The organism is Streptomyces sp. NBC_00820 (assembly GCF_036347055.1).
GTDB lineage: Bacteria > Actinomycetota > Actinomycetes > Streptomycetales > Streptomycetaceae > Streptomyces.
In genome coordinates this window covers 3,701,696-3,714,368 of the sequence record NZ_CP108882.1, presented here as the reverse complement: position 1 = coordinate 3,714,368, position 12,673 = coordinate 3,701,696, and the positions used below count along the sequence as shown (strand labels likewise).

At 73.7% G+C, this 12,673-nt stretch carries 10 protein-coding genes; 7 read left to right on the top strand and 3 right to left on the bottom strand.

The annotated features are described in order from the left end of the window. Positions 1–107 precede the first annotated feature (107 nt). Both OIB37_RS16750 and OIB37_RS16745 read right to left on the bottom strand, forming a co-directional pair. Positions 108–332: a hypothetical protein gene (locus OIB37_RS16750; RefSeq protein ID WP_330458406.1), complete on the bottom strand. Its 225-nt coding sequence runs from the start codon at positions 330–332 to the stop codon at positions 108–110. A 263-nt stretch (positions 333–595) separates the two neighbouring features. After that, positions 596–3,562, bottom strand: a complete 2,967-nt coding sequence (locus tag OIB37_RS16745) for an AfsR/SARP family transcriptional regulator (RefSeq protein ID WP_330458405.1) — start codon at positions 3,560–3,562, stop codon at positions 596–598. A 327-nt stretch (positions 3,563–3,889) separates the two neighbouring features. On the opposite strand from OIB37_RS16745, the gene OIB37_RS16740 reads away from it, so the two are divergent. The 4 genes from OIB37_RS16740 to OIB37_RS16725 are packed head-to-tail and all read left to right on the top strand — an operon-like array spanning position 3,890 to position 6,827. Beyond that, positions 3,890–4,318 (top strand): hypothetical protein, encoded by a 429-nt coding sequence (locus OIB37_RS16740; RefSeq protein WP_330458404.1) that lies wholly within the window; start codon positions 3,890–3,892, stop codon positions 4,316–4,318. A gap of 11 nt (positions 4,319–4,329) precedes the next feature. Then, positions 4,330–5,907, top strand: a complete 1,578-nt coding sequence (locus OIB37_RS16735) for a peptidoglycan-binding protein (RefSeq protein WP_330458403.1) — start codon at positions 4,330–4,332, stop codon at positions 5,905–5,907. Positions 5,908–5,919: 12 nt separating this feature from the next. Beyond that, a complete protein-coding gene (locus OIB37_RS16730) occupies positions 5,920–6,411 on the top strand; it encodes a protease inhibitor I42 family protein (RefSeq protein ID WP_330458402.1) in 492 nt (163 codons plus the stop codon). 26 nt (positions 6,412–6,437) lie between these two features. Beyond that, on the top strand, positions 6,438–6,827 hold the full coding sequence (locus OIB37_RS16725; protein WP_330458401.1) for a hypothetical protein: 390 nt from the start codon (positions 6,438–6,440) through the stop codon (positions 6,825–6,827). 45 nt (positions 6,828–6,872) lie between these two features. On the opposite strand, the gene OIB37_RS16720 is transcribed toward OIB37_RS16725, so the two are convergent. Further along, positions 6,873–8,360 (bottom strand): CehA/McbA family metallohydrolase, encoded by a 1,488-nt coding sequence (locus tag OIB37_RS16720; RefSeq protein WP_443058161.1) that lies wholly within the window; start codon positions 8,358–8,360, stop codon positions 6,873–6,875. A gap of 101 nt (positions 8,361–8,461) precedes the next feature. Between OIB37_RS16720 and OIB37_RS16715 the strand changes: the two genes are divergently transcribed. The 3 genes from OIB37_RS16715 to OIB37_RS16705 all read left to right on the top strand — a co-directional run bounded on the left by OIB37_RS16715 (position 8,462) and on the right by OIB37_RS16705 (position 12,672). Then, a complete protein-coding gene (locus tag OIB37_RS16715) occupies positions 8,462–9,322 on the top strand; it encodes an LLM class F420-dependent oxidoreductase (RefSeq protein WP_330458399.1) in 861 nt (286 codons plus the stop codon). A gap of 114 nt (positions 9,323–9,436) precedes the next feature. Beyond that, positions 9,437–12,022 carry a bifunctional FO biosynthesis protein CofGH gene (locus tag OIB37_RS16710; RefSeq protein ID WP_330458398.1) on the top strand — a complete coding sequence of 862 codons (2,586 nt, stop codon included), beginning with the start codon at positions 9,437–9,439 and terminating at the stop codon, positions 12,020–12,022. A gap of 71 nt (positions 12,023–12,093) precedes the next feature. Next, the gene (locus OIB37_RS16705; protein ID WP_330458397.1) at positions 12,094–12,672 is read left to right on the top strand and encodes a hypothetical protein; all 579 of its coding nucleotides are present in this window, start codon (positions 12,094–12,096) and stop codon (positions 12,670–12,672) included. The last annotated feature ends 1 nt before the right edge of the window (position 12,673 follow it).

Below are 12,673 nucleotides of genomic sequence, written 5' to 3'. Positions count from 1 at the left end.
AACAGGCCCCGGACTCGGCTCGGGGCCTGTTCAGGACTCTGGAAACGCCTCGGCCGCGGCGGCTCCCCCTCCGCGCCGCCGCGGCCGATCCCCCGTCCGGGAAAGGTCTAGCTCGGGTCGGACGTGATGTGGGTGTTGTCCGGCGTGGCCGTGCCACCGGTGGCCGCGTTCGCGACGTCGGTGATGTGGGTGTTGAGCGGCTCCACCGTCGTGCCGGCCTCGGCATCGGTGATGTGGGTGTTGAGCGGCTTCACCGTCGAGCCGGCCTCGGCGTCGGTGATGTGGGTGTTGTCCGGCTTGACGATCGGCTCGTCCTTGGTGGTGTCGCCCATCAGGTGCTCCCCTCGGAAATCACATTGCAGCTGTGGCGGGCCCACCCGGTCACTCCCCCGAGGGTGACCGGATGGGCCGTTGGAGCCGCCCACTCTAGATCGCGAGCGGGGCGTCCTCGCCGCCGGTCCGCCCGCCCCCGTCGTGACGGCCCGACAACCAAGAGGATGTCGGTGGGCGATAAACGTTCGATGAACGCCCGGTCGGGGCGCAGGTCAGGGAACGGGCCAGGGAACGGGTCCGGGCACGGGCCGCGGGGTGCGGGTCAGACCGTGGCGGCCGGCTGCAGGAGCGTTCGTACCTCGGCCGCTTCCGGCGAGTCCAGCCGCTCGTAGATCTCCAGCGCCTCGCGCCAGCAGACCTGGGCCCGGCCGGTGTGACCGATTCCGTTCAAGGCCTTGCCGAGCACGGTGAGCACATTGCCGCGGCGCCACTCGCCGCCGATCTCCCTGAGCGGCGTCAGGGCCGTCTCGGCGTGGACGGCGGCCTGCGCGGGGCGTTGGGCGAGCAGGTCCACCTCGGCGAGCCGGAAGAGGGTCATCCCTTCCCACAGGCGCTGCCGGCTGGCCCGGAAGACGGACAGGGCCTGACCGAGATGGGCCGCGGCGTCGTCCAGCCGCCCGCTCTTGCCCAGAGCGAGCCCCAGGGCGTAATGGCCGTTGGCGGCCTTGAGGGAGTGGCCGAGTTCCTCGTACATCTCGGAGCCCTGCCGGGCCAGGTGCACCGCGCTGTCGGCCCGTTCGGTCTGCAGGTGCAGACGCGAGAGGTTGCACAGCGCAGCCGCCGTGCCGGGGAGGTCGCCGCAGGCGCGGAAGTCCCTGATAGCCCGCTCCAGGTACTCCTCGGCCTCGGCGTAGCGGCTCTGGTAGAAGGAGAAGGCGCCGAGGATGTTCGCCGCCCAGCAGCACGGCAGGGGGTCGGCGGCCGTCTCCGACAGGGCGAGCGCCTGCCGTGCCTCCTCGTCGGCCTGCGCGAACTGACCGGACCAGTGGCGGGCGTTGGCCAGGAGCAGAATGGCCCGGCCCTGGGCCCGGCCGTCGGAGGCGGCGCGGGCGGCGTCGCGCAGGGCCGCGGCCGCCGCCTCGTACTCCTTGAAGTTCGCGCCCGACTCGGCGAGGTCGACCGCCGCCCACAGCAGATCGACGGCACGGCGCAGCGTCGCCCCGGTCGACGACTGCCGTACGCAGGCCAGAAGGGGGACCGCCTCGCAGTAGAGCCAGTCCTGGGCGGCGCGGCGGTCGGGGAAGACCAGCCCGGGCACGCCGGTCGGCTCCAGGTGGTCCACCAGCCGGTCCCCGGGCCGCTCGATCGCGTACACCCCTGCCGCGGTGGCCAGATAGAAGTCCAGCAACCGGGACAGGGCGCCCTCCCGTTCGCTCGGCGGCTGTTCGTCCCGCTCCGCGCAGGCGCGGGCGTAGAGCCGTACGAGGTCGTGGAAGCGGTAGCGTCCGGGGGCCGCGGACTCCAGGAGCGAGGTGTCGACCAGGGACTCCAGCAGGTCTTCCGTCTCCTCCGCCGGGAGGTCCAGGACCGCCGCTGCCGCCGCCAGGGACAGGTCCGGGCCGTCGGCCAGGCCCAGCAGCCGGAAGGCGCGGGCCTGGGCGGGCTCCAGCTGGCCGTAGCCGAGTTCGAAGGTGGCCTCGACGGCGAGGTCGCCGGCCTGGAGTTCGTCGAGGCGGCGGCGTTCGTCCGCCAGCTTCGCGGCGAGCACCGCGACCGTCCAGGTGCGGCGCGCGGCCAGGCGGGAGGCGGCGATACGGATCGCCAGGGGGAGGAAGCCGCAGGCGGCGACCACGTCCAGGGCGGCCTTGCGTTCGGCTGCCACCCGCTCCTCGCCGACGATCCTCGTGAACAGGGCGAGGGCCTCCTCGGGGGACATCACGTCCAGGTCCACCAGGTGCGCGCCGGCCAGGCCGACCATGCGGACCCGCGAGGTGACCAGGGCGGCGCAGCCCTCGGTGCCCGGCAGCAGGGGGCGTACCTGCGCCGCGTCCCTGGCGTTGTCCAGCAGGACCAGGACCCGGCGGCCGTCGAGGACCGAGCGGTAGAGGGCCGCGCGCTCCTCCAGGGAGTCGGGGACGGCGGAGTCGGCGGTGCCGAGGGCGCGCAGGAAGGAGCCGAGGACCGTCTCGGGCTCGGCGGGGCGGGGACCGGCGCCCTGGAGGTCGACGTAGAGCTGGCCGTCGGGGAAGGTGGGGCGGGCCCGGTGGGCGACGTGGACCGCGAGGGTCGTCTTGCCGACGCCGCCGATCCCGGCGAGCGCCGACACGGCCATCACCCGGCCCTCCGTGTCCGACGGCGACGCGAGGACGCCGCTCAGTTCGGAGACGACGGACATGCGCCCGGTGAAGTCGGGCACCGATGCCGGGAGTTGGGCCGGGCGCACCTGGGCGGCGGAAGGCCGCGCGGCAGGCGCCGGCGGCTCCGCCAGGGCAGGGTCGGCCCGCAGGATGCGCTGCTGGAGCTCTCTGAGGCCCGGTCGCGGGTCCACGCCCAGCTCCTCCGCCAGCAGACGCCGGGTGTCCGCGTACACGGCCAGTGCCTCCGCCTGCCGGCCGCTGCGGTACAGCGCCAGCATCAGCAGCTCGCGCAGCCGCTCGCGCAGGGGGTGGGCCGCCGTCAGCGCGGTCAGCTCCGAGACGGCCTCCGCGTGGCAGCCCTGCTCCAGGTCCATGTCGAGCCGGGAGTCCAGGAGTTGGAGGCGCCACTCCTCCAGGCGCACCCGCTGGGCGTCGGCGTACGGCCCCGGAACCCCGGCCAGCGTCTCGCCGTCCCACAGGGCCAGCGCCCGGTTCAGGATCTCGCGCGCCCGGCACGGGTCACCGGCGCCCCGCGCCTTCTCCGCCCGCGCCGCCAACTCCTGTGCCGCCACGAGGTCGAGGGCCCCGTCGCCCAGCCCGCGCACCGCGTAGCCGCCCGACTCGCTGACCAGGACCCCGGGTCCCAGCACCTTGCGCAGCCGGGAGGCGTACGTCCGCAGCGCCGCCAGCGCCTGCGACGGCGGTTCGGTGCCCCAGAGCGCGTCGATCAGCTCCGCCGCGGTCGCCGTACGGCCCTCGCGCAGCAGCAGAGCTGCCAGCAGGGCGCGTTGCTGCGGCGAACCGGTGTGGAGCGGCTCCTCCCCGTGCCAGGCCCGCACCGGACCGAGCACGCCGAAGCGCACTCCGGCCGGCTCGGCGCCGACGGCGGGGCCGGAGCGCCGCTGCTCAGGTACTCGCGGCCCACCGTCCATGCGTAAGTCCCCCTAGGCATCCGAACAACTCCGCCAGTTTGCCTTGTTCACGCCGGTTGCGTCAGCCGTGGGAGATGCCGATCACAGCACCGTGCCCCCGGTTCCACGACATCCCCACACGCCCGCCGTCATCGGCGGCCCCCCATCACCCCGGCATCGGCCGCCGGGCCGCCCCGGGCACCCCGTACGGACCCTCCCGCGGGCCACTCCCGTACCGCCGCGCGGATGCTGTGACGGCCTTGTGAGGGCATGTGCCGTTCCGAACTGATCTGCGAATGACGCGTGTTAGCCTCCCGCGGTCGTGACGAGGGTATTGGGGGGAGCGCGATGGGCGGCCATACCGATGGCTACACGGTCAAGTCGGGCGTAGCGGGCCAGGCGAACGAACTGGACGGCGCGGGCAACGACACGGGCAAGATACGCCAGGCGGTCCGACCCGGGCTCTGCTATCCGGACGACGCGCTGGGCGGGCCCGACTCGGCCGCCGCGTTCAATGCGTTCGCCGCCGCCTGGGAGGCCGAGGCCGGCACCCTGGAGTCGGCCCTGCACGAACTGGCGGACAAGACAAGGCTGTCCAAGAAGGCGTACGGCGACAGCGACGGTGCCGTCGGCACCCGGGCCCACGCCGTTCCCGCCGGTGGCGGCGCCCTCACCACGATGCCCACCCGCGCCGGTACGCCCGTTCCCGCCGCCGAGGGCGGGGCCACCACCATGCCCGCCCACGCCCCCCGCCCGTCGGCGCTGGCCGACTACTGAGAGGGCGCGCGATGACGGAGTCCACGACCGACCGCCGCAAGCGGCTGGCCGAGCTGAGCGGGCGCATCTCCTCGGCCGGCAGCAAGAACGACCTGATCGACGCCATCGAGGACGCGCTCGGCGTCCGCGCCCCGGTGGGCGATCCGGCGACCCTGGAAGCTTTGGGCAAGCGCTACCGCGGTCAGGCCGACGACGCCGTCCGGGTGCGGGAACGCGTCGACAAGGTGGCCCGCAAGGGCCTGCCGGAGGTATGGGTCGGTGACACGAGCGTCCTCGCCTCCGAGGCGGTGTCGGCGGCCGGCCGGGACGCGACGCAGATGTCGGAGGCGTTCGAGGGCGGGGGCAAGGCCCTGCTCGAACTCGCCGACTCGGTGAAGGACGCGCAGACCCAGGACGTCGAGGGACGGGCCAAGCTGCACGAGGCCCGCCGGACGCTCGGCGGCAGGGACGGCTTCTTCGACGACTGGCACGAGGACGACGACGAGGAGAGCACCCGGATGAAGGCCCGCTCGGTCGCCTCCGCGGGTGTCGCCCTGCTGCACAAGGCCGCCGTGACCGCCGACGACGCCGCCCGCGCGGCGGCCCGCGACCTCGACAAGTGGGCCGCCGAGGCCCGCGCAGGCAAGATGCGCACCGACGAGCTGTCGGCGGTCGACCGGCTGATGCTGGCCGACACCGGCAACGTGGGCGGCGACCGCGAGCTGAACGAGATCCTCACCGCCAACGACCTCGAACGCTCGGGCCGCGCCATGGAGAAGCTCCCGCCCGCCGACCGGGCCCGGATGGAACTGCTCCTGACCGGCGCGTCGACGCCGCAGGAGAAGGCGTACCTGATGAAGGCCCTCGCCGCCGGCTACTCCGTCGACGAGGTCGAGACGTTCGGCGGCAAGATCCATGGCAAGGACGAGGTGTGGCTGCGGGAGCACCTCGCGCCGGTGACGACGGGTAACGGCCCGTCGGCGACGGGCCAGGAGGACCAGGACTTCAACGGAAAGCTGTGGGACCAGGACGGCGAGACCTGTGTGCCCTCCTCAACCGTCACCGCGCGCGCCATCGTCGATCCCGTGTACGCCCTGGAGTTGACCGGCGGACCCGACGGTACCGACGACGACCCGGAACACTTCCGCGAGCGCCTGACCGACGAACAGCTCCGCATGCACGACGAGGGCGACGGCTCCAACTCGGGCTGGCTGTGGGACCGCAAGCCCGCCGGCATGGACGCGGACGGGCAGGTGGAGATCTCCGGCAAGGAGCTGGGCCCGCACACCGGCGCCGGCTACCAGGCCCAGGAGATGGGGAGTGCGGACGACCGGCGCGACGTCCTGCCCGACATCGAGAAGTCCGTCGCCGAGGGCAAGCCCGTCCCCATCAACATCGAGCGGTACGACGAGAACGGCGACTGGCACGGCCACAGCATGATGATCATCGGCCAGGAGGGGGACCGGCTCCAGATCTACAACCCCTGGGGCGTCACCACCTGGGTGAGCGAGGAGGACTTCGTCAAGGGAGACCTCAGCGCGGCCGCGGACGACCGCTACTCGGCCGCGCACAAGGGCAACGTCAAACGCGTCTACATCGGGCAGGACTGAGCGACCGTGAACATGCGCACCGTACCGACCTCCCTGGCCGCCGCGGCCGCCGGAGTCCTCTTCCTGACCGGCTGCGGCGGCGCGGGCGGAGCCGACGAGTACGGAGTCGGCAAGCGCGCGATCGCCGTGGACGCCGGAGACGAGTTCACTCTGAAGGTGCCGGCGAACCCGGCGCTCGGGCAGAACTGGTATCTGGCCGAGCCCCGGCCGGACAAGGCCGTACTGAAGTACCGGGGCAAGCGGGAAGAGGAGGAGGGCGGCGGCGATCTCATCGGAGGCGGCGACGGCACCCAGTTCTTCGACTTCACGGCGCTCAGATCCGGCAAGGCCACGGTGAAGCTCCTGCACTGCCCCATGGGCCGCTGCCACAGCGGCACCGAGTCGGCCGCCCCGTACCCGAGCGCGTCCGTCTCCGGTACGGCCTCGGCGAGCCCGTACCCGACCGCGACGGGCACGCCGGGCGACAGGCCCGCGTTCTTCGTCTACACGATCACGGTCCGCTGACCCTCCGACGACCGGAAGCGTTCACCATGTCCTTCGCACCCCGCACCGACGACGAGGTCCTCGCCGCCACCGACGTCGGCGTTCTGCTGCGCTACGGCCTGACGCAGGACGCCTTCCGCGCCGCCCTGTTCGGCGACGGCGCCGTCGCGGCGGCCGTGACCCTCGACCGGCTGAGCGTGGTGCCGCGGTCGGTGGCCTTCGTGGCGGAGGTCGTACGGGCGGGCGGCCTGGCGTACGCCGCGCGGCTGCCCGAGCCTCTGCCGTCCCCGCAGGCGGCGGAGGTGCTGCGGGACTGGCTGGGCGACGCCGCGCAGACCGCGACCACACCGGAGGCGGAGACCCGGGCCGTCCGCTGGCTGGAGGCGGTCGCGGAGATCATCGCCCTGCGCCGGGCCACCCGGGACGGTGCGGCGTAAGCATCGCCGCCTCCTCCTCCTCTTCCTCCTCCGGCCGGGCCGCTGTCACGGCCGGGCGGGCCCGAGGAAGACGGGGTTGGTGAACGCGGACATCGCCCCCGGCACCGGTCCCAGCGCCGCCTCGTGCCGCAGTTCGGCGCGTACGTAAGCCGCGTGGGCCGCGGTGGTACGCCACTGCACCGTGCCCGCGCCCGACACCGGCAGAGGGCGGCCGGTGAACAACACGCCTTGGTCGGTGACGAGGCGGACCGTGCGGCGCGGGGCGCCGGAGACCTCCAGACGGACGGTCACCGGGGCGTCGGCGTCGAGGACCGCCAGCCGTTCGCCGATGCCCGCCCGAGCGCCGTGCTCCGCGGTCGCGGTGAGGGCGAGCTGGATGTGCCGGGACTCCGCCACGTACGAGCGGCCCGCGCGCAGGCCCTCCTGGACCGCCTCGCGGGTGAGGTCGTCGGCGAGGACGACCGTCTGGGGCAGGCCGATCGCGTCGGGGGCGCGGTGGGCGTCGCTGTTGCCCATCGCGGGGAGCCAGGCACCCCGGTCGCCGCCGCCCAGGCAGAGCCGGGCGTCCCACGCGGCCAGGGCCACCTCGTCGTCGGGGGTCCACGGCCCGTTCCACACCTCGACGGCGTCCGCCTCCGCGAACCCGTACTTCCAGGCGCACCCGATACAGGCGGCGTACGGGTGCGCGGGTACGACCAGTCCGCCGGCCTGCCGGATCACGCGCGCGAAGTGTCCCCAGTGGCCGTCCCGGGCCCGGTGGCGCCAGTCCACGAAGGTGCCCGGGTCCGTGCCGAGGGCCAGCACGTGACCGTTCCTCGTGGTGACCTCCTCGCCCAGCAGCACCAGGAGGTCGTCGCCGGCAACGTCGGCCCAATGGGCGTGCGAGGCCGTGGTGTTGTGGTCGGAGCTGTTGACGAAGTCCAGCCCGGCCGCGCGGGCCAGCTCCGCGATCCGTGCCGGGGTGCGGCGGCCGTCCGAGTGCACGGAGTGCAGGTGGCAGTCCCCGCGGTACCAGGCCCGCCCCCGGCCGGCGGCGCGAGGCGGTGGATACACCGGCCGCGGGGTCCTTCCGGGCGCCCCGGGCGTGAGCGTCACCGTCAGCTCGTACGACAGCCCCTGGGGCGCCACCGCGTACGGGCCGAGCGCGATGTGCCAGGTGCCGGGGTTGAGCGGGCCGGGAAGATAACCGGGGGTCGCCTCGTCCGCGCGGACGAAGAACTCCGTACGCGCCCCGCCCGACCAGCCCCGGAAGCCGCGCCCGCCCAGCTCCGTGCCCCGCTCGTCGAAGAGGCCGATGTCGAGCGCGTTGCCGCGGGTGCCGGCGGGCACGGAGGGCCGGTCGTAGGTGTAGGAGACGTGCAGTTCGGCGGTGCCGGGAGGGACGTCGACCGGCACGTACACGTAGTCCGGGGAGCCCGGGGGCAGGGCGCCGCGCAGGGTGGTCACCTCTCCAACGTATGCCGGTCCCGAAGCGGCGGGGCGGTTTCCGGCCCGCGGCCCGCCGCCTCCGTACGCCCGCGGTGCCGCCTCCATACGCCCCCGCCCCCGTCCCCGTCCGCGCCCGGCCCCGCCCCCGCATGCCATGCCGACCGGCTGGTATGGACGAGGGTCCTCCCCCTGGGTACAGATGACCCATGCGTATCGCAGTCACCATCTTCCTGACCGACGAGACCATCGCCCCCGCGCCGCTCGCCCGCGAACTCGAGCAGCGCGGCTTCGCCGGGCTCTACGTGCCCGAGCACACCCACATCCCCGTCGAGCGGACCAGCCCGTACCCGGCCGGCGGCGAGCTGCCGCGCGAGTACTGCCGTACCCTCGACCCCTTCGTCGCGCTCGCCCAGGCCGCGGCCGTCACCGAGCGGCTGGGCGTCGGCACCGGCATCACGCTGGTCGCCCAGCACGACCCGATCGGCCTCGCCAAGCAGATCGCCACCCTCGACTTCCTCTCCGGCGGCCGCTTCACCCTCGGCGTCGGCTACGGCTGGAACGTGGAGGAGGCCGCCGACCACGGCGTCGAGTGGCGCACCCGCCGGGAGCTGATCCGCGACCGCATGGCCCTCATGCGGGCGCTGTGGGCGGAGGAACCCACCGGCCACGAGGGGCCGTACGGCAGCGTGCGGGCCAGCCACGCGTACCCCAAGCCGGCGCAGAAGCCGCGCGGTCCGGTCGTCGGCCCCCGCACCCTGATCGGCGGTGCCGCCGGGCCCAAGCTGTTCGCGCACATCGCGGAGTACGCCGACGGCTGGCTGCCGATCGGCGGCCACGGCCTGGCCGAGTCGCTGCCCGTCCTGCGGGCCGTGTGGGCCGACGCGGGCCGCGACCCGGCCGCCCTCCAGGTCGTCCCGTACGCCGTCCGTCCCACCCCCGGCAAGCTCGACCGCCTCGCCGAACTGGGCATCGAGGAGGTCGTCGTCCAGCTTCCCCCGGCGGGCGAGGCGGACGTCCTGCGCGTACTGGACGCGTACGGTCCCCTCGTGGCCGGCGACACCCCGTAGGGCCCCCGCGGGCGAGGGCACGGCGCCGGAGGGCGCGGAGGGGGGCCGGTCAGGGCCGCCGCAACCGTCCCTCCGTCCCTCCGGCGCTGATCAACCCGCCCGTATCCTCGAGGGATGACGACTTCCGCGACCTCCGGAACCGGCCCCACCGAGAACTCCATGCGTCGCGCCCTCAAACGTGCGCGGGACGGCGTCGCGCTCGACGCCGCCGAGGCCGCGGTGCTGCTCCAGGCCCGCGGGGAGGCCCTGACCGACCTCACCGCGTCCGCTGCCCGGGTGCGGGACGCGGGGCTGGACGCGGCCGGCAGGCCCGGCGTCATCACCTACTCGAAGAGCGTCTTCATCCCCCTCACCCGGCTGTGCCGGGACAAGTGCCACTACTGCACGTTCGTCACCGTCCCCGGCAAGCTGCGCCGCGCCGGACACGGGATGTTCATGTCCCCGGACGAGGTGCTGGACATCGCCCGCAAGGGTGCCGCCCTCGGCTGCAAGGAAGCCCTCATCACCCTCGGCGACAAGCCCGAGGACCGCTGGCCGGAGGCGCGCGAGTGGCTGGACGCGCACGGCTACGACGACACCATCGCCTACGTCCGCGCGATCTCCATCCGCATCCTGGAGGAGACGGGCCTGCTGCCCCACCTCAACCCGGGCGTGATGAGCTGGACGGACTTCCAGCGCCTGAAGCCCGTCGCGCCCTCCATGGGCATGATGCTGGAGACCACCGCGACCCGCCTCTGGTCCGAGCCCGGCGGCCCCCACCACGGCTCCCCGGACAAGGAACCGGCCGTACGGCTGCGGGTGTTGGAGGACGCCGGCCGGTCCTCCGTCCCCTTCACCTCCGGCCTGCTGATCGGCATCGGCGAGACCTACGAGGAGCGCGCCGAGTCCCTCTTCGCGCTGCGCAAGGTCGCCCGCGCCTACCACGGCGTCCAGGAACTGATCATCCAGAACTTCCGCGCCAAGCCGGACACGGCGATGCGCGGCATGCCGGACGCCGAACTGGACGAGCTGGTCGCCACCGTCGCCCTCGCCCGGCACATCATGGGCCCGAGCGCCTGCCTCCAGGCCCCGCCGAACCTCGTCGAGGGCGAGTACGAGCGGCTCATCGGCGCCGGCATCGACGACTGGGGCGGCGTCTCCCCGCTCACCATCGACCACGTCAACCCCGAACGCCCCTGGCCGCAGATCGAGGACCTCACCGAGCGCTCCCGCGCGGCCGGCTTCGAACTGCGCGAACGCCTCTGCGTCTACCCGGAGTTCGTCCGCCGCGGCGAGCCCTGGCTGGACCCGCGCCTGCGCCCGCACGTCGCCGCGCTCGCCGACCCGGAGACCGGACTCGCGCGCGCGGACGCGGTCGTCGAGGGCCGGCCGTGGCAGGAGCCCGAGGAGGTCTTCACCGCCTCCGGCCGCACCGACCTGCACGCCTCGATCGACACCGAGGGCCGTACGACCGACCGGCGCGACGACTTCGACGAGGTGTACGGCGACTGGACGGCCCTGCGCGAGGCGGCGGCACCCGGCATGGTCCCCGAGCGGATCGACACGGACGTACGCCAGGCGCTGCGCACCGCCGCCGACGACCCGACCCGGCTCACCGACGCCGAGGCCCTCGCCCTGCTGCACGCGGACGGCCCGGCGCTGGACGCGCTGTGCCAAGTGGCCGACGACGTCCGCAAGTCGGTGGTCGGCGACGACGTCACCTACATCGTCACCCGCAACATCAACTTCACCAACGTCTGCTACACCGGCTGCCGCTTCTGCGCCTTCGCCCAGCGCCGCACCGACGCGGACGCCTACACCCTCTCCCTGTCCCAGGTCGCCGACCGCGCCCAGCAGGCATGGGACGTGGGCGCGGTGGAGGTGTGCATGCAGGGCGGCATCCACCCCGACCTGCCGGGCACGGCGTACTTCGACATCGCCAAGGCGGTGAAGGAGCGCGTCCCGGGGATGCACGTCCACGCCTTCTCCCCGATGGAGGTCGTGAACGGCGCGACCAGGACCGGGATGTCGATCCGCGAGTGGCTCACCGCCGCCAAGGAGGCCGGTCTGGACTCCGTCCCCGGCACGGCCGCCGAGATCCTGGACGACGAGGTCCGCTGGGTGCTGACCAAGGGCAAGCTGCCCGCGGCCACCTGGATCGAGGTCATCACCACGGCCCACGAGCTGGGTGTCCGGTCGTCCTCCACGATGATGTACGGCCACGTCGACCAGCCCCGCCACTGGCTCGGCCACCTGCGCACCCTGGCCGGCATCCAGCAGCGCACGGGCGGCTTCACCGAGTTCGTGACGCTGCCCTTCATCCACACCAACGCCCCCGTCTACCTGGCCGGCATCGCCCGCCCGGGCCCGACCATGCGGGACAACCGCGCGGTGACGGCGATGGCCCGCCTCCTCCTGCACCCCCACATCCCCAACATCCAGACGAGCTGGGTGAAGCTGGGCGCCGAGGGCGCGGCGGAGATGCTCCGCTCCGGCGCGAACGACCTCGGCGGCACGCTGATGGAGGAGACGATCTCGCGGATGGCGGGCTCGTCGTACGGCTCGTACAAGTCGGTCCGGGACCTGGAGGCGGTGGCGCAGGCGGCCGGACGGCCCGCGAAACCCCGCACCACGCTGTACGGCGAGGTGCCCGAGGAGCGCCGGCGGGCGGCGGCCGCCTCTGACGGGCACCTCCCTGACCTGCTCCCTGTCCTGGACTGAGCGGGGACTGAGTACGATGATCCGACCCCGACGCTGAGACGGGGGACTCATAGCGGAGGAGATGCGTACCCGTGGCTGCCCGACTGCCCTCGTGGGCCTGGGTCTCCGGCCTGACGGTGGGGGCCACCGCCGCCGTCATAGCCCTCGCGATACAGGCGAACCACGGGGCGCATCCCGCGGCCGCGGTGGTCACACCGCGGCCCGCGGTCTCGTCCACCGCGTCGCCTCGCACACACACGTCGGCCGCCCCCGCGCCGCCGGCCGCACCGGCACTGCCCGAGCAGTCCGGCACGGGCCGGCGGATCGTCTACTCGCTCGGTGAGAAGCGGGTGTGGATGGTCGACGCGACCGGCAAGGCCACCCGCACCTTCACCGTGTGGCCGGGCGCGGTGGGCCCGCAGCCGGGCCGGTACTCCATCACCCTGCGCACACCGGCCGGTACCGGCTCCGACGGCGTCGCGGTCGAGCACCTTCTGTACTTCACCCTGGCGTCGAACGGCGCGAACGTCGCCTTCTCCAACGCCATCGACGGCTCTTCGCCGCCGCCCACGAACGGCGTGCAGACCGGCGGCATCCGCCTCCACAAGGCGGACGGCGCCGCGCTGTGGGCCTTCGGTGACGTGAAGACCCCGGTGGCGGTCGTCGCGTAGC